Origin of the sequence: Pantoea sp. ME81, from assembly GCF_903970985.1 — a bacterium.
GTDB classification, from domain to species: domain Bacteria; phylum Pseudomonadota; class Gammaproteobacteria; order Enterobacterales; family Enterobacteriaceae; genus Pantoea; species Pantoea communis.
The window spans coordinates 15,653-38,175 of sequence record NZ_CAJCKS010000040.1 but is presented as its reverse complement, the minus strand read 5'-3'; the positions used below and the strand labels follow the sequence as shown (position 1 = coordinate 38,175).

Genomic DNA, 22,523 nt, shown 5'->3' with positions numbered 1-22,523 from the left:
CTGCCGTGGGAGTCATTACGGATGCTGTCAATCAGGACATCAACGCCAGCGTGAAGGACTTCACTCAGGCATTTAACTTTGTTGAAAATGGGGTTGAGAAGCTAGGTGCGGCGGCAAAGGATGAGCTAATCGCCCTCGCGCGCAAATATCTGTAATGCTCAGGCGGCTTTCGGGTCGCCTTTCCATCTTCCGATTATTCTTAATGCGGTCTCGCTATTTTCTACTAACTTTAATGATTCAAACGTTATTTAAACGGGTTTAATTAGCGAAAAGGAAGATAGCATGAGTGATACAGAGGCAATCAAAACCAAAACTGACTACCTGCGTGATGTCACCTCCCAGTTAAAAGAGATGCGTCACTATGCGCAGACTAATACTGAGACGCTATCCAGCCACTGGTTGGCATTTGATGCAGGCGAGTACAAAGACATAGAGTATGCGGGACGATTTGACACGCTGCTCAACAAGCAGGGACAGCTGTTAGATGATATCGAGCTGGCGATTCAGGATTTAGAAATCGCCATCAATCACAGCGAGCAAGAAAGCTAAGTTCCCTCGCGCTGGTGGTTTACTCGGCCACCAGCCACATTTCGGCTTCATCGAACATCTCTTCGACAATACGTGCCACTGTCGCTTTATCGTTCTTACTTAAATCGGTATCGATAGCATTGCGTTCCATCGGTTTAACGCGCACCTCTACCTCTGGAAACACGCGTTGTACGCGTTTCTCAAGCTCCTCCAATATCATCTCACGTGCGCCCGGCAGACCGGCAACGTTGCGTTTATCGTAAATCAACTCCACAAACATCAGGGCATTCCATTTATAAAGCGGGTGCGCCATATTACTGTAAATAAAACCAGTGGCAAGCGATGAACCGTTGCGCTGCTAAATTTTTTTGTTTCTGGCAAGCGCAACAACGCTTTTGCGCTGATACTCAACAGCGTTACACAGGGAAATGGACTCATGAGGGGGTAATATGCGGCAACTGGTGATCGATATTCTGCTGAAAATGGCAAAGATGGATACCGAAGCAAAAGAGCTGGTGGCGCAGGTTGAAGCGCAGTCGCTGTTACTGGCGGCATTACTGATTCAGGCTAAAGAAGACAACACGCTCACCATTACGGAAACCGTGCAGGATGCCATCGTTACTGCATCGCGCTCTGGTGAGCAGTTCCTCCAGTCAGATGTGGATCTGCTGCTGACACACATTAATCGGCTGCTGGCCGTTGCGCGTTATGTCGAAGTGAAGGGGGTCGAGCGAGAAGGATAGCGGAAAAAATACTACCTCTGGAGGGGAAATCCAGCAACTCCTCCAGAGGCGGCGCAATAGCACCTTCGTTCAAGGACAATCTACGACCGAAGCCGTCAGATACAAGTTATACAACTTACTCGGATTTGTACAACTTTTTCCTTGCCGATTTGTGTGGTTGGAGGTGTGTTTGAGATATATTTTTAGGGCCGCTGCGCTTAAAGTTCGTTCTTAATGCAAAACTCTTCCCACGTCATGCCGAGCGCTTCCGCATGGGATTTCAGGTAAGTTTCAATGGCTTCAGCAGCAACCGCTTTATCAGGCTCTGCCAGTTGAATGGAAAACAGCATGCCATCCAGCTTTTTCTGGCGTAAGAATGCGGCATAAATGCGCTCAGCGTGCCACTCACGCAGTTGGCGCAGTGACAAGTTGGCCGCGCGCGCGTCGCTCTCGGTTAGTTCATCCAGCGCGACTTGAAAATCGGCGTGCGCGGCAAAAAACATCGTGCGTGCCTGGGCGTAATACTCTTCTGGGGTTTTCATGCGAATTTCCTGCTTATCGACTTGCGCGCTAGTGTAACGTGCGCGAGCCGTATTGTCAGGCTCAGCCGGGTTTTCACCGAGATTCCTTGCGTAACTTACGCGAAAAATTATAACGTAGCCGCCATCGAGGCGAGTGTAGGGACCAGGAATGAAAAAGTGGATGGTATTGGCCGCGCTGGGCTTGAGCGGATGTGCGCAAATCAGCAATTACGATGAAGCGGTAAAGACCCCGGCACCAGTGGAATTGCAAGGTAACTGGCAGACTGTCGGACCGCAGAGCAAGTTGATCAGTGGCCAGGCGATGGGCAGCCTGATCATTGGTGCAGAAGGCGACACGCTGGACTGCCGCCAGTGGCAGCGCGTAATTGCCAAGCCAGGCAAGTTAACGCGATTGGGAGACGATTGGGTCAACGTGACGCGTCAGGTGCGCGTGATGCCGATGACGCTGGAGAACGGTGAACTGCGTTATGACGGCTTGCGCATGCGTAAGGTCGATCAACCCACTGTCGAGTGCCAGCAGGCGCTGAAAGAAGTGGCGAAGCGTCCGAAGGATGCGGTGATTCAGGATATTCAGCCGCAGATTATGGAGCCGGTGTCGGTCCCTGCGCAGAAGTGATTTTGCGAGCACAGCACCAAATAAAAACGGGTGAGCATCAGCTCACCCGTTTTTCATTCAGCCCGCCGCAAATTAATTCTGTGGCAGATAGACATTACCTTGCTTGCCGTAAGCACTCATGACCGACTTTTGCATTGTGGATTGACCAATCAACTGCGACAGTTCATCCATGCGCGCCTGTAGTAGACGTCTGACTTCACTCTCATTGTCCAGGATATGGCGCAGTACCGGACGCAGTTGTTCTTGCAAATAGTTGGACGGTGGCGAGGCCTCAGTCGAGCGGGCCAAAGTTTGCACCGCACTGACGTAATCCACTTCCTTAATAATCAGGTCATCCCATTCGCCGTCTGCGGCCAGGCGCAGCATTCCATGGCTGAGATCGAGTAGCTGTTGGTAAACGTTTATCAGTTGCGGTGCGTTATTCATTAAACGGCGTCCTGAAGGTGTTGAGGTTGTGCGACTTCTTTCCAGGCATCCGCGATATTACGCAGAAGACCTTCTACTTCTTCGAGAGCTTCAACATCATTACGCAGATTCGCCTGAATCAAACGGCGAACCATATAAGCATAAAGACCTAACAGATTATCGGTGAGGTCATCGCCTGACTGCTCATCCAGACCCTGCTTCAGTCCGCTTTCGATGATGTTGATAGCTTTGGAAATCGAATTACCTTTTCCCTGAATATTGCCATCCTGCATAAACAGGCGGGCACGGATCAGTGCACTGATCGCGCCGTCAAACAGCAGCGTAATCAGTTGCTGTTGGTTGGCGCTCATCACCGAGCTTTCCACACCAATTTTTGCATAGGCCTGAGTGCCATTTGCGCTGTACATGTTCACTCCTTACGATTTCGAGCTAGAGCTGCTTGACGTATCGAACTGCTGCGTCAGGTAAGAACTGGTGCTGTTCAGCGAGCTCATGGTGACGTCGAGCTGGGTAAACTGCGCTTTGTAACGCGCGATGAGATTATTCACTCGCGTGTTCATATCGTTGTATTGCTGAGTCAGATTGTTCAGCGTTTTACTCACGCCGTCTTTCGCTGACTGAATGCTGCCGGTTGATGAGAGCCAACTGGTGAGGTTGGTGGCTAAGGTGGTGGTAATGCCGGTGGTTTTACCGTCGCCCACAATCATCTGCTTGATGCCATCTGGATCTTTCGTCAGCTCGGTTTTGAGCTTGTCGGAATCCAGCGTCAATTCACCCGTCGTTGGATCAGTCGTGATGCCTATCTGTGCCAGCGTTTTATAGGTTGAAGAGCTTGATGAGTTGGTCAGCATGCTCTTTATCTGCGTCTGGATCCCGCGCAGTGTGCTATCACCCACCAGAGCACCATTGCTGGTATCTTGCGCATCTGAACCGACATCCACCGCGGTGTATTTGGTCAGTGTATTGAACTGATCCAGCAGGGTGTTGTAAGCATCAACAAAATTAGAGATCGCGGTGGTCGCTTTAGAGGTATCTTGCGCGACGGTCAGCGTTTGGTTGCCTGAAGTGGTGTCGGTCAGGTTTAGCGTGATTCCTTCCAGCGCATCACTGATGGTGTTGCTGCTGTTGGTGATCTCAACGTTGTTCACCGTCAGTTTGGCATCCTGCGCCGCCACACTCACATCCATCGGGTTATCGGCATCGGTCTTGGTCGAATCAAAACCTACGATATTGTTCAGGGTGTCATCACCCGTCACGCTAATCGATGAAACGGCGTTTGCCTCACCCGTTTTGGAAGAGGTCAGCGACAAGCGGTAAGAACCGTCGGCCACCTTGATAATACTGGCGCTAACGCCGGCACTGGCACCATTGATGGCATCACGCATGCCGGTCAATGATGTCTGGTCGGTGGTCAGCGAGATATCTTTGCTGGTGCCATCAGTCAGCTTAATGGTCAGAGTGCGGCTGGTGGCTGAGCTGTCACCCAATGCGGTGGTGTTGCTGGTTTGTACCGCAGAGGTGAGGGTCTGTGCCTGTGCCAGTTGCGTAACCGCCACATTGTATTTACCGGCAACCACAGTGCCAGACGTTGTCGCGCTAAAAGCGCTGCTGCTACTGGTGGCGGTGGTGGCGGAGAACAGGTCAGCACTGTTCAGTGCGGTGTTCGCCGTCTGGAACGTTGTCAACGCACTGGAGAGCGTACCGTAAGCACTCAGCTTCGCGGTATAAGCGCTCTGCTGATTAGAGATCGGTGTTAAGGAAGCTTTTTCCGCAGTGGATAAGCTATCCAGGATGCTACTTAAGTCGAGGCCTGAACCGACACCGAGGGTAGTGATACTAGCCATGTTGTTTCCTTTTCATGTCGACACGGAGAGTGAATACCGCGGTTATCGGCTTATTTGAGGCAAAGTTTAGATTTATTTACCAGCGAGTGATAAAGCGAATAAAGGCTATAGAGAAGGGTATTTCTGGCGCTAGAAAAATGATCAGGTTGCACTAAAGAAGTGCGGGCGCAGGGCGATAAAGATAAGCGTGACAGGTTGAAGGGAAAATTTTTCGCCTGGTACTAAAAAATCTCTAAAGGTTGTTTAAGCACAGACGATAACAACTTTGACGGCGCTGAAGCCGGCGGGTTGAAGCCCAAACCATAACCAAAGACTTGATTAATAGGAACTTAAACCATGGCTCAAGTAATTAACACCAACAGCCTCTCGCTGATCACCCAGAACAACATCAACAAGAACCAGTCTGCTCTGTCTACCTCTATCGAGCGTCTGTCTTCTGGTCTGCGTATCAACAGCGCTAAAGACGATGCAGCAGGTCAGGCAATTGCCAACCGCTTCCAGTCTAACATCACCGGCTTGACTCAGGCTGCTCGTAACGCCAACGACGGTATCTCTGCTGCGCAGACCACTGAAGGCGCACTGTCTGAAATCAACAACAACTTACAGCGTGTTCGTGAACTGACTGTACAGTCTCAGAACGGCACCAACAGCCAGTCTGACCTGGACTCAATCCAGGACGAAATCAAATCACGTCTGGACGAGATTGACCGCGTATCAGGTCAGACTACCTTCAACGGCGTGAACGTATTGTCTAAAGACGGCACCCTGAAAATTCAGGTTGGCGCGAACGATGGCCAGACAATCAACATCGACCTGAAGCAGATTGACTCTAAAACTCTGGGCCTGAACGGTTTTAACGTTAACGGTACGGGTTCAATCGCTAACAAAGCGGCTACTGTAAGCGATCTGACAGCTGCTAACGCAACTGGTCCAACTAACGGTGTTTACACCGTTACTACAGATTTCGACGCTCTGACTGCTGATAAGGCGTTTGCTAAGCTGTCAACTGGCGACACTGTCAATGTGGGTGGTGCAGATTACACTTACGATGCAACTAACAAAAACTTCACCACTACTAAAACCATCGCAAGTGCAAGTGTTGGTACTGAAGGTGATAAGCTCAAAGCTACTGCTGGTCAGACTCAGTCAGGCACTTACACTTCTACTACCGGTAAAGTAAACTTTGATGTTGATGCTTCAGGCAACATCACTATCGGTGGTCAGACTGCTTATCTGTCAAATGGCGCGCTTACCACCAACAACGTTGATGGTGCAACTACTGGCGCTACAATGGGTGATTTGTTCACCGCAGCTGATGCAAATACTGGTGGTGCTTCATCAGTTGATTTCGGCGGCAAAACTTATAAGTTTGCAGGCAACACTGGTGGCGCAACTTATAAAGATACTGTTGCGTCTGATGCTCTGTTGGCAACTGTTAAAGCTGACACTGGGACGACCACAATTACGTTCAACAATGAAGCGCTGAAGTATGACGCGACCTTTACTTCAGGCACATCGTCTGACACTTATGTTGATAATGATGGTGAACTGACTACAACTGCTTCTTATACAACAAACTACTCAGTTAACGCTGATACTGGTGCTGTAACTGTAGCCGCTGGTGGTAGCGGTTCTGGTAAATATGCTGCTGAAGTGGGTGCGACAGCATACGTTAGCTCTGCGGGTAAATTGACCACTGACACCACCAGCGCCGGCACTGCAACTACCGATCCACTGGCAGCACTGGACTCAGCTATCAGCAGCATCGATAAGTTCCGTTCTTCACTGGGTGCGATTCAGAACCGTCTGGATTCAGCGGTAACTAACCTGAACAACACCACCACCAACCTGTCTGAAGCACAGTCTCGTATTCAGGATGCTGACTACGCCACTGAAGTTTCAAACATGTCTAAAGCACAGATCATCCAGCAGGCGGGTAACTCAGTGTTGGCGAAAGCTAACCAGGTTCCACAGCAGGTTCTGTCTCTGCTGCAGGGCTAATCGCTCTAAGCTCCTTGCTTACCAAACCTCGCTTCGGCGAGGTTTTTTTATGGTTGCCATTTAGCAAATCGCACGACTCGCTGCGGCGAAATTTATTGCGCGAAGGGGGGATATTTTAGGATGAATTAACAAAATAGCGCGATAAATCGCGCCGCTACTAATGAGGTGAAAGATTTGCTAATGTTAAATCCGGCTATACCCAATATCCCCTAAATCCGAACACCGCACCTTCGCCTCGAACTCCGTCGTCCTGCCATTATTTTCCAGCGAAAACGGCACCACAATATGGGTGCTAGTTGCATTCAGCGTTGTCGGATGAATATACAGCGAGCCAATTTGCACCTGAAACGTGCCAAAAAACGCCGGATTAGCATGGTTCAGCAGATCGTCTTCCACTTCATTCTGCACGCGCTGATGATCAATATTGATGCAGGCAAGTTGATCCTGCTGAAAGTCAGTTTTCTTGGCATAAGCGTAAAAGCCTGCGGCACCCAATCCTAAAACCAGCAGTGAGAAAAGTTGACTGCCAAATTTGCTGTGCATCGTTTGATTTCCTTATTATTGATACCGGAAATCATAATCAATGCAATTAGCCAGTTAATGGGTTCTGCCTATGGTTCGGACTGAATTAAGCGCAAACTGGCGCTTTACAAATAAAAAAGCCGCGATTGTGAATCGCGGCCTTTATCCATTCGTCAGGTAATTAGCGGTAGTTCACCGTCAAAATCCCTTCGCGTTTCGCATCGCTCAACCAATCCAGTTGCGCTTCATAACGGCGGTTGTTGAAGGCGATGGTCTGCACGTCTGAAGTGGACAGTGACTGCTGATGATACTCGCCTTGCTCGAAACAGCGGCTGGTGATCGCGGCTTGATTCACATTGATACGGCAGGCAGGTTGGTAGATCTCACCACTGAAGTGCACGCGGCCTTTTCCCACCACACCAAACTGCTCGCTGGCAGAAGCGGTGCTCGCTGCACCCATCAATAAAGCAAATACCGCAACCTTGCTGAGAGTACCGATATTTTTCATCATTGTTCGCTTCCTTATGCTCTACGTTGCCGTATCAAGATGTGCAATCCGGATTAGGATTTCTCCGAAGCTGCGTCATTAATGAGGAGCATAGCCTAACCGATTGATCTGCACAGCATACTTTGACTTAAGTAACCAATGTTTTTTCCGATCAATTATCAGTAATTAATTCACATAAACAATGAAGGGATAGTTGACTGCCTTATCGCAAATTTTTCTAGGTTGAGGGTTTTTACCTGTACTTAACGGGAAGAGGGAGTCGGGAATGCTGCAAAAATGCTGAAGTGAACATAGGTTAAAAAATGAGCGTTGAAATAGATTGAAAAAAAGCCGCAGGATTTGGTGTGAAAAACGCACATCTTAATTGAATCGTATTTGATGGCGTTTAGCTTTGATGACTTTTGGACGTAAAAATGGCGATAAGTTGTGTCGCTACCAAAGGTGTGGAGGCTGCAGTTGATAGGATGAAGGCAAGAGGCAGATCGAGAGGTAAACAAAAGCCGGTACGCATAATACCGGCTTTGGAGGAGACGCTGTGTTTCGAAGCTACTTAAAGGTCACATCCACATTCGCTGACGCGGAGAAATCCCCAATCTTTGGGTTGCTGTTAAGCCAGCGCAGCGTGGCGATAAAGTTATTCTGCACCACCTGACCGTTGGCATAACCCAACGCCACACTGGTGTTCATCGGAATGAAACTGTCCTGATTATCTGCAGTTGAGACCGAAATACCGAAGCCGCTGTCAGTGCTCGGCATGATGATATCCGTGCCGCTGGTCGGGTAAGTGGTGCTAAAGCTGGCGACGAACGTCTGTCCCTGACAGTCCTGACCCGCATTGGTCAGGTTGGCGACGACCGCGAAAGGCACGCGTTTTTCAATCACGCCCGCGCTGGCATTACGTGATGGCAGGCTGCCGAAATTGACCGTCGAACCGTTATTTGAAGAGATATTGACCTGCGGTGAGCAGGAGATAAAACGGATATTGCCCAGACCAGTGATAAAGGCGCGGAAGTTGCTGTCTGGTGTGCTGTTGAGTCCTAATACACCATCCACCTGGAAGATCGCATATTGACCCGTGTTGGAAATCTTACCACTGGACGGCGGCGCGCTGCCGGTGGCTTTAATATAGATGGAGTAGTTAACCGTCACAGTTTGCGATCGCGCCGGAGACTGACAGTAACTTCCGCCCCAACTGGAAACCCTACGGCATACCGTGCCCTGACCGACATCGGTGCGCGAACCTTTAACCGGTTTAATATCAATACTGTTATAAGTCACACCCACTTCTATCGAAGGATGGATAGACTGCATCTGGCTCAGCGGATCCCAATACAGGTAAGCATTTTCACCATTAGGGTAGCCGTTGGTATCTTCACAACTAAATGTCGAGGTGTAGTTCTGCGAGCGCCACAGAATCGTCCCGGCTTTTAACGTGGCGGTAGAGACGGAAATTTCATTCTCAATCGGGATGATCTGGCGAATATTGCCGGATCCCGCTTCTTTGCAAGACAGGGCAAAACTGCTCGGAGAAAACAGGGCAGTACTCAGCGCCAGCAGCGTTAAACAGGCGTGCATCACGCCACGAAAATGAAGAAAACGCATCAATACTTCCTTTTAATTGGGCGTGCAGCGCAGAGTAAATTCCTGATAACCTGCTTGTGAACCGTTCTCTAATTCCGGCAGCGTGATCCAGCAGTGTTCGTTATCGGAACTGCCCCAGCGCAGCTGCAGGCGTTCGCCGCTGGCCACACCGGACACAAAGGTGCTGCCATTGGTGCCGACCACACCGAGGTTGCTGCCGTTTTGGTTAAATACCGAAGCACCTATCGCCGGAACATCACCATCCGGTAACTGCGCATGAATCAGCGCACTCTTGCCGCTGCGGGTTTCAAAGGTCACGCGGCTGATGGCGCCATAGGTTGGCACCACGTCTTTGACGGCCAGAGGAATATCCAGACCGGCGCCGATATCATCGGTGCGCAGCGCCACACGGTTGTGGTGATAGGCGGTGGCCGAGGTCATCACCGCATAGCCGGAACGATTGATCGCTACTCCCGGCTGATTTTCCAGACGGACACCTTGAGCCTCTTTGGCTTCCACCAATACCACGGTGTTTTGCAGTGGCTGCGTGAGTGTTAAGCCGCCAGAATGCAGCAGTGCGCCGCCCGACAGATTAAGGTTGGTTTGTTGATAAGCGTCGCTGTAGGTATAACCCAATTCTGCATTGCCCATGCTGCCCATGTAACCCACATCGGCAGTGCTGGTCTGTCCGGCATGGCTGGCCTTACCGGTTTGCACATAATAGTTGAGGCGATTGTCATCCAGCAGGCTGCCGCTCAGACCGGTGTTATAGCTGCTGCCACTCTGTTTGCTGTCGGCCAGGTTAAAGGTGGCTGTGACCGGTTGGTTTTCAAAGGCATTGAACGGCACCGACAGCGTGAGGGATACGCTGCGATCGTGTTCGCCGTAGTTGCTTTGTGTGTCCTGCAGGAACACACCGTAATTCACTTTCCCCCAACTGCTGTTGAGACCGGTTTGCAGCGTACGATCGCGGTTTTCAGAACCCCAATAGGTCTGATTGGTCATAGAGGCATACACCGATACCGGACCGATATGCTGATTAATGGTCAGTTCGAGACGTTGGCGTTTGTTGTTGTACTGGTTGGTGTAATAGGTGTTACGACGGGTATCTGCCCAGGACGGCACGCCGTTGGTCACTTCACTGGTATCGGTGTAGTCGTTGAGATAGCGACCATTTTCATAGTTGGCGCGCTCGGCCACCATATCGCTAAAATCGTAATAGCCCGAAGTGGAGTAGCGATAGCCCGCAATTTGCAGTTCAGTACCCAGGGTATTGAGTGATTTGGAATAGAGAAAACGGAAACTGGCACCCTGTTTCTGATCTCCGTTGGCTAAATCAGTTTTTGACCACGCGGTATCAAAAGATGCGGCGCCGAGCATGCCGAGGCTTTTCCCCATCCCGACGACCGCCGAGCTATAGTGATCGGCAAATAGCACGCCACCATAAGGCGTAATCTCATAGGGCAATCCGCGTGACAGCGTGGCCTGCACAAACTGAGGATGATAGGCGGTGGATCCATCCTGATAGCGACCCAGCGTAAAGGCGTAATCCCAGATTCCTTCGCGCAGCATGTTCGCCACGGAAGAGAAGGGTACAGAGTAGTGCTGTCGCGATCCGTCAGCTTCATAAATGGTGACCTGTAAGTCACCACTTAAGGTGCTGGGATAGACATCATTTAAGGCAAATGGACCAGGAGCGACGCTGGCGCTGTAAACGGTATAGCCATTTTGCTGCACGTCAACGCGTGCGTTGGTGCGTGCCACGCCGCGAATCACCGGCGCATAACCGCGCAGGCTGTCTGGCAGAATTTCGGACACGCTGGAGAGTTGCGCGCCCCGGAACTGAAAGCTATCAAACACGCTGTTGCTGGTACTGCTTTGACCGAGCAGTAAGCGTGAGCGCCAGGAGATGATATCGGTTTCGGCCCAGGTGGAAATCGGTGTCCAGTGACTGCGCTCACCGCTCTGTTTCTGCCACGTCGAAGTGTTGCGTACGCGCCAGCGGCCAAGATTCACGCCGCTGCGTGAAGACAGATAATAATATTGGCTGCTGCTTTGGTTGCCGTTGTCATGAAGACGATTGTCGGAGCCATTGAAGTTGTAATTGACGAAGGCAGCATTAATGCCGTTGTCATACACCAGCGGGGAAATCGCACCCTTTGGCACCGGAATCAAAAATACCTGCGGAACCGAGAGATCCACGCGTTGCACTGCGGCGTCATAACTGACGCTAGCATCTTTAAAGGTATTAGCTAAATCAACGCAGCTTTCTGCAGAGGTTGCCGCTGCGAGATCGACACCATAAGCAATCAACTGCTCAGCGGATAAGCAAGGCGCAATGGCTTTTTCAGGCGAAGATTTGCGGAATTCAACATCACGATGGTCAACACGTTGCCCATTCAAATAGATGTCGAAGGGATAACTGCCCGGTAAAATATCATCGCCGGTTGCCAGTTCAGATACCGTTGCCGCGTCACCGTGAATAAAGGATGTGTTAAAAGCCTCTTCTGCTGAGGCAGAAAAGGCCTGAAGTAATGCAATGGTGAGAAGGGATAGCTTAACGGTATGATTGTTATTGGTTTTCATTAATCATGGTTTCGCGCTTTCATGCACCAAAATAGAATTGCTGTGTGTAATCTTGTTTATAAGGCGTTTTGCTTTGCGGTACTGTTGCCGCCAAAGTCGTTGATATAACTTGCCTGCACACTGTTTGCTGATTCTGCGCCAGCGGGCAGTTTGATCGTCAATTTGCCGAAGGCATTCACCATATCCGCATTCACTTGCCACTGTTTGCCCGCTGCGTTTTTTACTTTCAGCACAGAGAAGGTGATATTCAGTGGACCCGCGTTATCAACCACCAGCGTATCGTTTTGCTTATGCCATTTAAGCTTTTCCACCTGTTGTTCCAACGAGGTGTTAAGACTGGCAGGACGATAAAATAGTTTAACTCGTGTGCGCACGGCGATTTGGAGCGTGTTGGCTTCTTTAGGCGCAGGGGGGATTTCCTGCACATTGACCCAAAATACCGTTTCACGATCCTGCGGCAGACCTTGTCCTGCATAAATAAAACGCAGAATGGCTTCTTTATTTCCCGCGAGTTTTAAAACGGGTGGGATAACCTGAATCGGAATATCTTTAGGAGTTTTAGTGGCATCGCCGCGATCCAACCAGGTCTGCACCATATAGGTGTCATTTTGGTCGTTACGGATGTCCAGTGAGGCAGATTTCGCATTACCGTTGTAAATAACGCGACTTTCATCAACCTGAATACCTGCAGCGGCGCTCGCAGAATAAACAAAGAGTACTGCTGCAAATAACTTTTTCATGTTTTCACTCACTGGACGACTGCCATCCCTGGCGATTGCTGATTTAAATTACTTGTATTCGATGGTGAAGCTTGAGCTGGCGTTAGCTTCGCCCGGCGTTACAGTTTGGTTGAACGATTTGTAACGCGCTTTCAGGTTAAATACTGCAGTACCGTTAGGTGTGGTGGTATTGCTGCTTGAAGCTGTAACCCAAGCGGTGTTGTCATCAGCAGTCTGGTTAATTGGCAGCACTTTCTCGTTGTTATCCAGGATTTCGATACCGACACCCGTCGCTGCGCTGACTGCTAACAGGTTAGGATTGCCCGCTACAGTTGGGCCATCAAAACGCAGGGTGTAGCTGCCGCTGTCGCAGTTCGCCAGGTTGATGGAGAAGGCTTTCGAAGCGGTCACATCGCCAATTTTGCTGAAAGCGGTGGTAGGGTATTTACCGATGAAAACTTCTTTGTTGGCATCAGTTGAATTCACGGTACAGGTAGATTTCACGATGCTACCGGTGAATTTTACGGTGCCGTTGGTTGCGTGAGCGTTCATGGTCATCAGAACCAGTGCAGCTGAAGCCAGAGGCAAAAGAATCTTTTTCATCAGGTACTACTCCAAAGTGGGAATTCAGTTGATTTTTGTTATCCCGATTCCGACTTCGCTGCATTCAATCAGCGCGTGGCCAGTGATTCGTGATAGTCATTAGGAAAACTCTTAACTGCCGATGACTATAAATTTCTGGCCCTGCGTGATTGATAGTTGTTAACACTTAATTTTCAAAAAACTATCGGTATAAACATTTTTAGCTTGTTTACATTTGCGATAAGTACAAATTCAACTAATATTTTCACGCCAAAATATGCTGGTAAAATTAAAATTAAGTGATTAGTAACAATGACTTGTATTATTGTTATGGCTGGATATGTAAAGCTTGTTTAACGAGTTCGCTGTAAGCGTTTGATATCGAGGATCAGTTCCATCAGCACCTCTTCCATGCGACGAGTCAAAACAACGCTAGGTTTGGCGAAGGCGCAAGAGAGCGAGAAGTAGTTTGACTGAGCACTGTCGGCATCAAAATGCGTGATTTCTTTCAAATTGAGCAAGGTCAAATCAACAGGATACTGGCCGTAATTTTGCAGGTTTAACACCATGCTCTTAAGCAACATGCCAGGTTTGGTCAGCGTTGGCAGTGTGCCAGAACAAATTAATTGCACGCCTCGTAACGAAAGATCTTTTATCGCCATCCGGTGAACATAGCCATCACGAAAACGCCCTTCGCAAATAAAACCGAACTGGTCTGGGATCGTCACACGAACACTGCTGCGGCGTTGTGTGATAGCAATTTCAGAAGGAAAGGAAAAAGTCAGGCGATGGAGCGTAGCTGAACGCGCAATCAGTTGAGAATTAAATGCGATTTTCTCAGTAGTACCCTGAATCACCATGATAAAGGGGCTATCAAGCGCAACTTCATCGAGTTCGGCGATGATCTGAAAACCACTTAAGTCGAGCTCGATAAAATTACTGCTGATAATTTTACCATCATGGATAAATTCAACGCTGCCATTGCGTTTTTTCGCCTCGCGCAGCATTGCCAGTATTTCATAGCGATCGGATTTCGTGACTTCCTTGTAACTCGCGTTGTCCATAATTGCATCTGTCCTTAACCAACAGCCAAGGGTAAACCTGACCGAGTGGCAGGTTAACCTTATGATTTAAAATTATAATTAGATTGCTTCCGTGTTTTCTCAGTGAGAGGGGAGAATACAGGTTGCGTAGCAGTGACGAATAGATATACGCAATTGAACATGCTCCGGAATTAACCAGCCAGTAGCGATTCAATGGCTAAAAATACCCATGAAATCATGGTTCAAGAGGTTTCGTCCTGCGGGTCTTCTTTTTTAAAATGCCTGTGCAGTGTCTGCAATGTCAATTGAAAACGTAAAGGAATTGTATTCTACCTACTAATATTAGTAGGTGGTGCAAAAGTTTATCCCATCAGTTTTTGATGAGTTTTAAGTAGAGTGGCATCCTGTCAGAGCGCGTGGTTATTGAGTTTTTTAGCGAATCCTAAAGCATGAAAGTTTATCATGGCTAACATTTCAAATTATTTAGACTGTTACAAGAAGCACTTTTTGTTAAACCTGTTTTTGCGCAGTTAGCGTTAGAATCCGGAAAAATTTAATTAAATGGACTTTGTGATGGGGAAGAAATTATTTATTCCTTTGCTGGCTGTTGTCGGCTTCGGATTGGCATTCGCCAGTTATAGTGGTTGGGACCAGAATAATCAGGTTCAGCAAGACCGATTAACATGCCCATTAATCAAGCCAGAACAAATTGTGGGTAGCGTTGAACGCGACCTATTGAATAAACCGGCTGAAGCCTTTTTCCATAAAAGTCGGATTACTATCGGCGCTCTGCGTATCGATAGCGAAAGCATTCAACTTGAGCAGGGGACGCATTATTCAGTGTTTTTCACCATAACAGGAAGAATGGTGAGGAAGTATGTGGCGTCAGTAAGATGTTCAGATTTAAATGATATTTCTTATAATGAATTATAATTATATTTAAGTTTTTATTTATTTTAGGGCAAGGCTGCATCTGTGCGTGATAAAGAATTAACTCGATCTTATTTTTATCAGGATGAGATTTTAAATACCGAATTGCATTTTTATATCCATCACGTAGTAATACATTTTCAATCTAATGTTTTTTTATTGACTCCCCCTGAAAAAGGGAAATTAAAAAATACATTACTCATCGCAGATGGGCCGCGATGGCGTAAACTGTCTTTCGTGTGGCTTGATGAAATAACGAGTATTTTTAAGGTGTTAAGCTTCACTCCGCAAACCAAATCTGCCATGCTTGCACAGAAGCGCAGCCTAAAAATGATCCATCAGAATGGCACCGATGTTGACTACTCTCTGCCCAGGTTAGGATCACTGGTGGAGAAAACACTTATTACTAACAACACTGTGCTTACCTGCAATCATAGAGGTAGTCAGGTAACGCATTCTTCAGGGCATTGGCTTACTGTTAACTATCACGGTGAAGTCGAATATGGTTTACGGCGGTTTAACCAAAGTATTAAGTGCCTTGGCAATCCGCTTAAAAATTTTACCGAAAACGGCAAAGTGAATCAGCACAACAGCGGTCTGGATTTTATAATTCTGGCTGCAATGATGAATTCACATTATTCATTCAATCAAATGAATAATTTTCAGCGTGTGCAGAAGTCAGATTCCGATCGTTATCTCGCCAGACATCATCATGTGCTCGATCTGGCGGCAAATCTGTTATAAATGACATTTCATTAACTTCACAGGGCGTGATCAATGAAAATTCTTCCTTTTGCAGTTATGTTACTCGCGGGTTGTGCACCGATTAAACATCCCCGCAACCACGTTGATAGGCCTACTGCACCCGTCGTGACCGATCTCAAAAGCTATTATGACGCCGTCCACTTTGCTATCCAGACTCAGTTTTTTGACGCCGACCATTACATTGGCAAAACCTGTCAGATAGACATTGATCTGGATGAAAAAGGACAGCTGAGTGGCTTACATATGCGCACCGGTGATTTATCGCTCTGTACCGAAGCGTTGTATGCGGCTAAGCATGCTGAACTGCCGGTGCCGCCTTCGGCAGAAGTGCATGAGAAGACCAAACATATGGTGATCATGTTTGCCCCGCAGTGATTATTCCTGCAATAAACCAAATTTTATTTCATCAGCGATGATGATTTCCCCCATCCCCCTATAACCCCAAAAAAGTAACTATCCTGTTACAGTCCCGCACAGAATTGCCGATAACTTCCCCAGAATCATTCCCATTTTTTGCACGATTTTTTCTGTTTCTGGGGTGTCTATGCGCTTCAATTATGACTTGTTACCGGGTGAGCTACTGACCTTCGAAGAGATCGCGTTGCGCTATGCGCAGCAGCATCCTGATGAGAGAGAACTCACAGCCCGCGGGTTGCTGAGCCCGTCGACCAGCTTTCGCAATTTGGTGATCCGCGCGGTGTTCGCGCAGGAGGAGATCAACAGTCCGTTAGAGGATCTGTTGTTCGTCTCGGAAGATAACGAGCGTAAAAACTATCTGCGCCGTTTTGAACACTATTTAAAAAGCCAGCAGGCTTTCCTTTATTTCCGTCGTAACGATGAGATAAAGAAGGAAGGGCGCTGGAAGGTGGTGGGTGAAACCCAGGTTTACGCCATGCTGGATCCGAATTCGGCAGAAGCGCAGAACCTGCTCACCAGTCGGGGCTTCAAACTGGTGTTGATGCGACAGACGGAAGAGGAGGAGTACTGGCAGCTGTTCGATCCCCATGCGCACCCTTGCTTCCCACTGTCGCGCAAAATTCAGTTTCTGGTGGTGCTGAGTACGCCGCAGCATAAAGTGCCGACGGCGGTGATGCCAGGCACAGAAGTCGGGCGGCGCGTAAAGGCGAAAGTGTTCCAGCGTGCCAGCCAGGCAGAGTTTACTTCAGCCGTTAAAGCGCGCTATGGCGCCTGTATTATTACCGGCACGCAGCTCACGGAACGTCACAGCTGGCCGTGGGTGGAGGCCTGCTATATCGATACCCAGGAAAATGAAGAAGGTTTTCTTGCCGATAACAGCGTCGATAACGGCTTGTTCCTGCGCAGTGACTTACAGCGATTGTTTATCAATAAAATGATAAGTATCGACGCGGAATCCGGGCAGGTGATGTTTAATCCGCTGCTCGAAACTGAAGCGCCGATAAGCGATTTTTATCAGGCACTTGATGGTAAAACCTGTGCATTATGGGACGCGGTGCCGCCTGGCACGCGGCAACGGCTGCGCAATCTACGCTAGCGGCTTCGCCTATGGCGGTGCATTCCACCGCCATCCATAACAAATTTGAAATAACCTCGCTTTTGCCCGCCTATTCTGCCAATCGAAACCCCTACAGAATTGGATAATCATGCCGATAACTTTATTAACGCAGGGTAGTCACCGTGAACGATCTCTATACGCCCGAAGGCGTGATGGATAAACATTCGCTCTGGCAGCGCTACGTTCCTCTGGTGCGACACGAAGCGTTGCGCTTGCAGGTACGTCTGCCAGCCAGCGTTGAGCTTGACGATCTGCTGCAGGCCGGTGGCATTGGTTTATTAAATGCCGTGGAGCGCTACGACGCGCTGCAAGGCACCGCCTTTACCACTTATGCCGTGCAGCGTATCCGGGGCGCAATGCTGGATGAACTGCGCAGCCGCGACTGGGCACCTCGCAGCGTGCGTCGTAATGCGCGCGAAGTGGCCGGTGCGATGCATCAGGTAGAACAAGCGTTGGGGCGCTCGGCTACTGAGCAGGAAGTGGCTGAACAGTTGAATGTTTCGCTGGAAGAGTATCGGCAGATTCTGCTCGATACCAATAACAGCCAACTCTTCTCCTACGACGAGTATCGGGAAGAACACGGTGACAGCGCGGAGCTGGTGACGGATGGGCATGAAGAAGCCAACCCGCTTCATCAGTTAATGGAAGGAAACCTGCGTGATCGCGTGATTGAAGCCATCGAGGCATTGCCCGATCGTGAAAAATTAGTGCTCACACTGTACTACCAGGAAGAACTGAACCTGAAAGAGATTGGCGCAGTGCTGGAAGTGGGGGAATCCCGCGTCAGTCAACTGCACAGTCAGGCGATTAAACGCCTGCGTGCCCGGTTAGCGGGGGCGCGCTGACAGACTCAGTACCTGGCATCGAAAAAATAAAAATACCGGGGACTCAGCAATGGGAGCCAAAGCCAAAGCCAGACCTTTAAGTCGTTATCTTAAAGACTATAAACACAGCCAAAGCAACTGTTCACATTGTGGCAAAGTTTTAGATCGTATGGCGTTAGTGTTTCGTGGACAGATCATCAATAAAGAGGCCATCGCGCGGATGGACCAGATGATTGATGAACAGGTGTGGATGAAACTCCAGCCGGAACTGACCGCGTTATGTCGTTTCTGCAGCGATATTTTTTGTAATACCCATCCTAATTACTTCGACATTATGGCGTTCAAACAGTATCTGTTTGAGCAAACCGAGATGAGTCACAGCACCATTCGCGAGTATGTGGTGCGGCTGCGTCGTCTTGATGACATGCTGAAAGCGAAAAATTTCCCGGCCGACAGATTACGGGGCAACAGCTGGCATGAATGTCTGGAAAACGATTTGCCGGATGCGGGTAACAACAATTACCGCATCGCACTGCGTAAATATGACCAGTTTTTAGGCTGGCAGCAGGGCTGATTGTGATCCTGCCCTTGTTGTTGCTGAGCATAGCAGCAACAGGGGCCGCACTCTCAGAATTCTGGGTGCGACTTTTCTCATCTTCTGCAACACTGTATGGATAATTGCACATTGCCCGAATGGAGGCTGCATTGTCTTTACATCTCTTGCACCAGTTCCCACGTCTTGAATTACTCGGTGCACCTACGCCGCTTGAGCATCTGCCACGGCTTTCTGATTATCTCGGTCGCGATATCTTTATTAAGCGTGATGACTTCACGCCTGTGGCCATGGGCGGCAACAAACTGCGCAAACTTGAATTCCTGGCGGCCGATGCGCTGCGCGAGGGCGCAGATGTCCTGCTGACAGCGGGCGCGATTCAATCCAACCATGTGCGCCAGACGGCGGCGGTGGCGGCGCGCCTTGGCCTCAAGTGTGTGGCGCTGCTGGAAAATCCGATTGGCACGACCTCAGAAAACTACCTCACCAACGGTAATCGCCTGATGCTCGACCTGATGGACGTCGAGGTGGTGATGGTCGATGCGTTGCACAATCCCACTGAACAGCTGGCCGAACAGGCTGAACGCCTCGAAGCCCAGGGTTTCCGTCCTTATATTGTGCCGGTTGGCGGTTCCAACGCACTGGGCGCGCTCGGCTACGTGGAGTGTGCGCAGGAGATCGCGCACCAAAGCGAAGGCGTGGTGGATTTCGCCGCTGTGGTGGTTGCATCGGGTAGCGCTGGCACCCATGCAGGTTTAGCGGTAGGGCTGGAGCAGTTGCTGCCTAATACCGAGCTGGTCGGTGTGACGGTTTCACGCAAAGTCGACGCGCAGTTGCCGGTGGTAGAGCGCATCCGTAGCGCGCTGGCTGAACAGCTGGAAGTGCAGACGCACGCGCCGATCACGCTTTGGGATGACTATTTCGCGCCGCGTTACGGTGAACCTAATGATGAAGGCATGGAAGCGGTGAAACTGCTGGCGCGTCTTGAAGGCATCATGCTGGACCCGGTCTACACCGGTAAAGCGATGGCCGGATTGATAGATGGCATTGCGCAGAATCGTTTCCGTCGTGAAGGGCCGCTGCTGTTTATTCATACTGGCGGCGCGCCTGCGTTATTTGCTTATCATCCTTCGGTCTAAGGCTAAGATAAAAAAGGTTTATAATCCGGCAGCTGTTGTTCTGGCCTGAAATGGGCCTGAATGCAGCGCCAATAACGAAAAGGCGGCAAATCCCGGTTTCGCCGCCTCATAGCACACAACACATCACAATAATGGGGTAAACATGGCTTTCTCTCCAATTCGTCGCCAACTGGTGATGGGCATGATGGCGGTCGCGCTGGTCGCGGGCGTTAACGTTAAAACGTTCGCCGCAGAAGATCTGCTGGCACAGGTAAAGAGCAAAGGTGAGCTGCGCGTGGGTCTGGAAGGCACCTATCCGCCGTTCAGTTTCCAGGATGAGAGCGGCAAGCTAACTGGTTTCGAAGTGGAGTTTGCGCAAGAGCTGGCGCAACACCTTGGCGTCAAAGCGGACCTGAAACCGACCAAGTGGGATGGCATGCTGGCGGCACTGGATTCTAAGCGCATCGACGTGGTGATCAATCAGGTAACGATTTCACCCGAGCGTAAGAAGAAGTATGACTTCTCCACGCCATACACCATCTCTGGCGTTCAGGCGCTGACGATGAAGAAAAATGCTGGCAGCATCACCAAGCCAGAGGATCTCTCTGGTAAGAAAGTCGGTGTCGGCCTGGGTTCTAACTACGAACAGTGGCTGCGTGACAACGTCAAAGGCGTCGATATCCGTACCTATGATGATGACCCAACCAAATACCAGGATCTGCGTTCAGGTCGTGTTGATGCCATTCTGGTGGACCGTTTAGCGGCGCTGGATCTGGTGAAGAAAACCGGCGACACCATGGCGGTAGCGGGCCCGGCCTTCTCTCGTCTCGAATCCGGCGTGGCGCTGCGTAAAGGCAATGACGACCTGCTGAAAGCCATCGATGCAGCGATTGCTGACATGCAGAAAGATGGCTCGCTGAGCAAACTCTCTGAGAAATGGTTCGGCGCGGACGTCACTAAATAATGCAGGAAAGCTTACAACTGGTGCTGGATTCAGCACCATTCTTACTCAAAGGCGCGCTGTTCACGCTGCAGCTGAGTATCGGCGGGATGTTCTTCGGTCTGGTGCTTGGCTTTGTGCTGGCGCTGATGCGCCTGTCACATTTCTGGCCGATTAACTGGCTGGCGCGCATCTATGTGTCGATTTTCCGTGGCACGCCGCTTATCGCTCAGCTGTTTATGATCTACTACGGCTTGCCGCAGTTTGGTATCGAGCTGGATCCTATCCCATCAGCGATGATTGGTCTGTCACTCAATACCGCCGCTTACGCCTCTGAATCCCTGCGTGGCGCGATTGCGGCGATTGAACGTGGGCAGTGGGAAGCGGCGGCCAGTATCGGCATGACGCCATGGCAAACCTTGCGCCGCGTGATTCTACCTCAAGCGGCACGTACCGCTTTGCCACCGCTCGGTAATAGCTTTATCAGCCTGGTGAAAGACACCTCGCTGGCGGCCACCATTCAGGTGCCGGAGCTGTTCCGTCAGGCGCAATTGATCACCTCACGTACGCTGGAAGTGTTCACCATGTATCTGGCTGCCTCGCTGATTTACTGGGTAATGGCGACGGTGCTGTCGGCATTACAAAATCGCCTGGAAGCGCATGTGAATCGACAGGATCGGGAGGCAAAATGAGTGCGATTGAAGTACGTCAGCTGGTCAAGCAGTTCCACGGCCAGACCGTGTTGCACGGCATTGATCTGGATGTGGCACCGGGTGAAGTGGTGGCGATTATCGGGCCAAGCGGTTCGGGGAAAACCACCTTGCTGCGCAGTATCAATCTGCTGGAAGTGCCCGATAGCGGCCGCGTCACGGTGGGTAATATCACCATTGATGCCAGTAATGGGCTCAACAAGCAGAAAGAGCAGGTTCGCCGTTTGCGTCAGCAGGTGGGTTTCGTGTTCCAGAACTTCAATTTGTTCCCGCATCGTTCAGTGCTGGAGAACATCATTGAAGGGCCGGTGATCGTGAAGGGTGAACCGAAAGCAGAAGCCGTGGCGCGAGCCCGCAGCTTGCTGGAGAAGGTCGGTCTGCACGGCAAAGAGGAGAGCTTCCCGCGTCGTTTGTCCGGTGGACAGCAGCAGCGTGTCGCCATTGCGCGAGCGCTGGCGATGCGACCGGAAGTGATTCTGTTCGATGAGCCGACTTCGGCGCTGGATCCTGAGCTGGTGGGTGAAGTGCTGAATACCATCCGCGCGCTGGCGCAGGAGAAACGCACCATGGTGATCGTCACGCATGAGATGAGTTTTGCGCGTGACGTGGCCGATCGGGCGATCTTTATGGATCAGGGCCGTATCGTGGAGCAGGGCGCAGCGAAAGAGCTGTTCAGCTATCCGCAGCAGGCACGCACCCGACAATTTCTTGACAAGTTTCTTAACCAATAGTCTCAAGCGTCGTCTGGTTCTGACGGCGCTTTCTCTTTTCCCATCTGAATCCCTTCTCTCAGTTTCCTCTGAAAATTGTCAAAGAACTTTCAATTAACCAACTGAAAAATAATATTTTATTGCCTATGGAATTTTGCTGGCAAGGAGCAGAAGGATTTTTAAGACGCCCCCGATTGAGACATCTTTGTAAATATAAAT

Annotated in this window: 26 protein-coding genes; 14 read left to right on the top strand and 12 right to left on the bottom strand. The window is 49.9% G+C overall.

Annotated features, from left to right (window positions below):
* The first annotated feature begins 282 nt into the window (after window positions 1–282).
* The gene (locus H7A81_RS09965) at window positions 283–549 is read left to right on the top strand and encodes a hypothetical protein (RefSeq protein WP_182057385.1); all 267 of its coding nucleotides are present in this window, start codon (window positions 283–285) and stop codon (window positions 547–549) included.
* Between the two features lie 19 nt (window positions 550–568).
* Here the strand turns inward: H7A81_RS09965 and H7A81_RS09960 are convergent, their stop codons facing one another.
* Window positions 569–808, bottom strand: a complete 240-nt coding sequence (locus H7A81_RS09960) for a DinI-like family protein (protein ID WP_182057384.1) — start codon at window positions 806–808, stop codon at window positions 569–571.
* 169 nt (window positions 809–977) lie between these two features.
* Here H7A81_RS09960 and iraP point away from each other — a divergent pair, with 169 nt between their 5' ends.
* Entirely contained in the window at window positions 978–1,271 is a 294-nt protein-coding gene (gene iraP, locus H7A81_RS09955; protein WP_034824384.1) for an anti-adapter protein IraP, read from the top strand.
* 197 nt (window positions 1,272–1,468) lie between these two features.
* Here the strand turns inward: iraP and H7A81_RS09950 are convergent, their stop codons facing one another.
* Window positions 1,469–1,792, bottom strand: a complete 324-nt coding sequence (locus tag H7A81_RS09950; protein WP_182057383.1) for a DUF6388 family protein — start codon at window positions 1,790–1,792, stop codon at window positions 1,469–1,471.
* A 148-nt stretch (window positions 1,793–1,940) separates the two neighbouring features.
* On the opposite strand from H7A81_RS09950, the gene yedD reads away from it, so the two are divergent.
* On the top strand, window positions 1,941–2,408 hold the full coding sequence (gene yedD, locus H7A81_RS09945; protein ID WP_182057382.1) for a lipoprotein YedD: 468 nt from the start codon (window positions 1,941–1,943) through the stop codon (window positions 2,406–2,408).
* A 72-nt stretch (window positions 2,409–2,480) separates the two neighbouring features.
* Here yedD and fliT read toward each other — a convergent pair whose 3' ends face one another.
* From fliT to fliD, 3 genes are read right to left on the bottom strand one after another with little or no spacing between them, the layout of a single operon-like run.
* On the bottom strand, window positions 2,481–2,834 hold the full coding sequence (fliT, locus tag H7A81_RS09940; RefSeq protein WP_166932217.1) for a flagella biosynthesis regulatory protein FliT: 354 nt from the start codon (window positions 2,832–2,834) through the stop codon (window positions 2,481–2,483).
* Window positions 2,834–3,241: a flagellar export chaperone FliS gene (gene fliS, locus H7A81_RS09935; RefSeq protein WP_038646375.1), complete on the bottom strand. Its 408-nt coding sequence runs from the start codon at window positions 3,239–3,241 to the stop codon at window positions 2,834–2,836. The genes fliT and fliS overlap by 1 nt, the downstream gene beginning before the upstream one ends.
* A gap of 9 nt (window positions 3,242–3,250) precedes the next feature.
* A complete protein-coding gene (gene fliD, locus H7A81_RS09930) occupies window positions 3,251–4,678 on the bottom strand; it encodes a flagellar filament capping protein FliD (RefSeq protein WP_182057381.1) in 1,428 nt (475 codons plus the stop codon).
* 336 nt (window positions 4,679–5,014) lie between these two features.
* Here fliD and H7A81_RS09925 point away from each other — a divergent pair, with 336 nt between their 5' ends.
* The gene (locus H7A81_RS09925; RefSeq protein WP_182057380.1) at window positions 5,015–6,679 is read left to right on the top strand and encodes a FliC/FljB family flagellin; all 1,665 of its coding nucleotides are present in this window, start codon (window positions 5,015–5,017) and stop codon (window positions 6,677–6,679) included.
* 183 nt (window positions 6,680–6,862) lie between these two features.
* Here the strand turns inward: H7A81_RS09925 and H7A81_RS09920 are convergent, their stop codons facing one another.
* The 7 genes from H7A81_RS09920 to H7A81_RS09890 form a co-directional block, all read right to left on the bottom strand.
* Window positions 6,863–7,222 (bottom strand): hypothetical protein, encoded by a 360-nt coding sequence (locus H7A81_RS09920; RefSeq protein WP_182057379.1) that lies wholly within the window; start codon window positions 7,220–7,222, stop codon window positions 6,863–6,865.
* A gap of 160 nt (window positions 7,223–7,382) precedes the next feature.
* Window positions 7,383–7,712 carry a type 1 fimbrial protein gene (locus tag H7A81_RS09915; protein WP_182057378.1) on the bottom strand — a complete coding sequence of 110 codons (330 nt, stop codon included), beginning with the start codon at window positions 7,710–7,712 and terminating at the stop codon, window positions 7,383–7,385.
* A gap of 543 nt (window positions 7,713–8,255) precedes the next feature.
* Window positions 8,256–9,311 (bottom strand): fimbrial protein, encoded by a 1,056-nt coding sequence (locus H7A81_RS09910; RefSeq protein ID WP_255478935.1) that lies wholly within the window; start codon window positions 9,309–9,311, stop codon window positions 8,256–8,258.
* Between the two features lie 12 nt (window positions 9,312–9,323).
* A complete protein-coding gene (locus H7A81_RS09905) occupies window positions 9,324–11,876 on the bottom strand; it encodes a fimbria/pilus outer membrane usher protein (protein WP_182057377.1) in 2,553 nt (850 codons plus the stop codon).
* 56 nt (window positions 11,877–11,932) lie between these two features.
* A complete protein-coding gene (locus tag H7A81_RS09900) occupies window positions 11,933–12,616 on the bottom strand; it encodes a molecular chaperone (RefSeq protein ID WP_182057376.1) in 684 nt (227 codons plus the stop codon).
* Window positions 12,617–12,664: 48 nt separating this feature from the next.
* Complete coding sequence (locus tag H7A81_RS09895) at window positions 12,665–13,198, bottom strand: fimbrial protein (protein ID WP_058959866.1); 534 nt, start codon at window positions 13,196–13,198, stop codon at window positions 12,665–12,667.
* A 332-nt stretch (window positions 13,199–13,530) separates the two neighbouring features.
* Window positions 13,531–14,241 carry a hypothetical protein gene (locus tag H7A81_RS09890; protein ID WP_182057375.1) on the bottom strand — a complete coding sequence of 237 codons (711 nt, stop codon included), beginning with the start codon at window positions 14,239–14,241 and terminating at the stop codon, window positions 13,531–13,533.
* Window positions 14,242–14,793: 552 nt separating this feature from the next.
* On the opposite strand from H7A81_RS09890, the gene H7A81_RS09885 reads away from it, so the two are divergent.
* The 10 genes from H7A81_RS09885 to tcyN all read left to right on the top strand — a co-directional run bounded on the left by H7A81_RS09885 (window position 14,794) and on the right by tcyN (window position 22,325).
* Complete coding sequence (locus H7A81_RS09885; RefSeq protein ID WP_182057374.1) at window positions 14,794–15,153, top strand: hypothetical protein; 360 nt, start codon at window positions 14,794–14,796, stop codon at window positions 15,151–15,153.
* A gap of 42 nt (window positions 15,154–15,195) precedes the next feature.
* Window positions 15,196–15,894 carry a hypothetical protein gene (locus H7A81_RS09880; RefSeq protein WP_182057373.1) on the top strand — a complete coding sequence of 233 codons (699 nt, stop codon included), beginning with the start codon at window positions 15,196–15,198 and terminating at the stop codon, window positions 15,892–15,894.
* A 33-nt stretch (window positions 15,895–15,927) separates the two neighbouring features.
* Window positions 15,928–16,290, top strand: a complete 363-nt coding sequence (locus tag H7A81_RS09875) for a cell envelope integrity TolA C-terminal domain-containing protein (RefSeq protein ID WP_182057372.1) — start codon at window positions 15,928–15,930, stop codon at window positions 16,288–16,290.
* Window positions 16,291–16,459: 169 nt separating this feature from the next.
* Window positions 16,460–17,428 (top strand): HNH endonuclease signature motif containing protein, encoded by a 969-nt coding sequence (locus H7A81_RS09870; protein ID WP_182057371.1) that lies wholly within the window; start codon window positions 16,460–16,462, stop codon window positions 17,426–17,428.
* 143 nt (window positions 17,429–17,571) lie between these two features.
* Window positions 17,572–18,294, top strand: a complete 723-nt coding sequence (locus H7A81_RS09865; RefSeq protein WP_034824356.1) for an RNA polymerase sigma factor FliA — start codon at window positions 17,572–17,574, stop codon at window positions 18,292–18,294.
* A gap of 49 nt (window positions 18,295–18,343) precedes the next feature.
* A complete protein-coding gene (gene fliZ, locus H7A81_RS09860; RefSeq protein WP_182057370.1) occupies window positions 18,344–18,847 on the top strand; it encodes a flagella biosynthesis regulatory protein FliZ in 504 nt (167 codons plus the stop codon).
* Between the two features lie 131 nt (window positions 18,848–18,978).
* On the top strand, window positions 18,979–19,965 hold the full coding sequence (locus H7A81_RS09855) for a D-cysteine desulfhydrase (protein ID WP_038650031.1): 987 nt from the start codon (window positions 18,979–18,981) through the stop codon (window positions 19,963–19,965).
* A 142-nt stretch (window positions 19,966–20,107) separates the two neighbouring features.
* Entirely contained in the window at window positions 20,108–20,908 is an 801-nt protein-coding gene (gene tcyJ / locus H7A81_RS09850) for a cystine ABC transporter substrate-binding protein (protein ID WP_034824352.1), read from the top strand.
* Window positions 20,908–21,576, top strand: coding sequence for a cystine ABC transporter permease (tcyL, locus tag H7A81_RS09845; protein WP_034824349.1), 669 nt, complete (start codon window positions 20,908–20,910; stop codon window positions 21,574–21,576). Before tcyJ ends, tcyL begins: the two co-directional genes overlap by 1 nt.
* A complete protein-coding gene (gene tcyN, locus H7A81_RS09840) occupies window positions 21,573–22,325 on the top strand; it encodes an L-cystine ABC transporter ATP-binding protein TcyN (RefSeq protein WP_182057369.1) in 753 nt (250 codons plus the stop codon). The genes tcyL and tcyN overlap by 4 nt, the downstream gene beginning before the upstream one ends.
* Window positions 22,326–22,523 lie beyond the last annotated feature (198 nt).

What these genes read in the sequence shown, in the direction of transcription:
- fliS (WP_038646375.1), bottom strand. Translation starts at nt 3,241, where the DNA reads ATGTACAGCGCAAATGGCACTCAGGCCTATGCAAAAATTGGTGTGGAA.
- fliD (WP_182057381.1), bottom strand. Translation starts at nt 4,678, where the DNA reads ATGGCTAGTATCACTACCCTCGGTGTCGGTTCAGGCCTCGACTTAAGT.
- iraP (WP_034824384.1), top strand. Translation starts at nt 978, where the DNA reads ATGCGGCAACTGGTGATCGATATTCTGCTGAAAATGGCAAAGATGGAT.
- H7A81_RS09905 (WP_182057377.1), bottom strand. Translation starts at nt 11,876, where the DNA reads ATGAAAACCAATAACAATCATACCGTTAAGCTATCCCTTCTCACCATT.
- tcyJ (WP_034824352.1), top strand. Translation starts at nt 20,108, where the DNA reads ATGGCTTTCTCTCCAATTCGTCGCCAACTGGTGATGGGCATGATGGCG.
- H7A81_RS09895 (WP_058959866.1), bottom strand. Translation starts at nt 13,198, where the DNA reads ATGAAAAAGATTCTTTTGCCTCTGGCTTCAGCTGCACTGGTTCTGATG.
- fliZ (WP_182057370.1), top strand. Translation starts at nt 18,344, where the DNA reads ATGGGAGCCAAAGCCAAAGCCAGACCTTTAAGTCGTTATCTTAAAGAC.
- H7A81_RS09875 (WP_182057372.1), top strand. Translation starts at nt 15,928, where the DNA reads ATGAAAATTCTTCCTTTTGCAGTTATGTTACTCGCGGGTTGTGCACCG.
- H7A81_RS09925 (WP_182057380.1), top strand. Translation starts at nt 5,015, where the DNA reads ATGGCTCAAGTAATTAACACCAACAGCCTCTCGCTGATCACCCAGAAC.
- H7A81_RS09870 (WP_182057371.1), top strand. Translation starts at nt 16,460, where the DNA reads ATGCGCTTCAATTATGACTTGTTACCGGGTGAGCTACTGACCTTCGAA.
- H7A81_RS09915 (WP_182057378.1), bottom strand. Translation starts at nt 7,712, where the DNA reads ATGATGAAAAATATCGGTACTCTCAGCAAGGTTGCGGTATTTGCTTTA.
- H7A81_RS09950 (WP_182057383.1), bottom strand. Translation starts at nt 1,792, where the DNA reads ATGAAAACCCCAGAAGAGTATTACGCCCAGGCACGCACGATGTTTTTT.
- tcyL (WP_034824349.1), top strand. Translation starts at nt 20,908, where the DNA reads ATGCAGGAAAGCTTACAACTGGTGCTGGATTCAGCACCATTCTTACTC.
- H7A81_RS09910 (WP_255478935.1), bottom strand. Translation starts at nt 9,311, where the DNA reads ATGCGTTTTCTTCATTTTCGTGGCGTGATGCACGCCTGTTTAACGCTG.
- H7A81_RS09920 (WP_182057379.1), bottom strand. Translation starts at nt 7,222, where the DNA reads ATGCACAGCAAATTTGGCAGTCAACTTTTCTCACTGCTGGTTTTAGGA.
- H7A81_RS09960 (WP_182057384.1), bottom strand. Translation starts at nt 808, where the DNA reads ATGTTTGTGGAGTTGATTTACGATAAACGCAACGTTGCCGGTCTGCCG.
- tcyN (WP_182057369.1), top strand. Translation starts at nt 21,573, where the DNA reads ATGAGTGCGATTGAAGTACGTCAGCTGGTCAAGCAGTTCCACGGCCAG.
- H7A81_RS09885 (WP_182057374.1), top strand. Translation starts at nt 14,794, where the DNA reads ATGGGGAAGAAATTATTTATTCCTTTGCTGGCTGTTGTCGGCTTCGGA.
- fliT (WP_166932217.1), bottom strand. Translation starts at nt 2,834, where the DNA reads ATGAATAACGCACCGCAACTGATAAACGTTTACCAACAGCTACTCGAT.
- yedD (WP_182057382.1), top strand. Translation starts at nt 1,941, where the DNA reads ATGAAAAAGTGGATGGTATTGGCCGCGCTGGGCTTGAGCGGATGTGCG.
- H7A81_RS09890 (WP_182057375.1), bottom strand. Translation starts at nt 14,241, where the DNA reads ATGGACAACGCGAGTTACAAGGAAGTCACGAAATCCGATCGCTATGAA.
- H7A81_RS09965 (WP_182057385.1), top strand. Translation starts at nt 283, where the DNA reads ATGAGTGATACAGAGGCAATCAAAACCAAAACTGACTACCTGCGTGAT.
- H7A81_RS09900 (WP_182057376.1), bottom strand. Translation starts at nt 12,616, where the DNA reads ATGAAAAAGTTATTTGCAGCAGTACTCTTTGTTTATTCTGCGAGCGCC.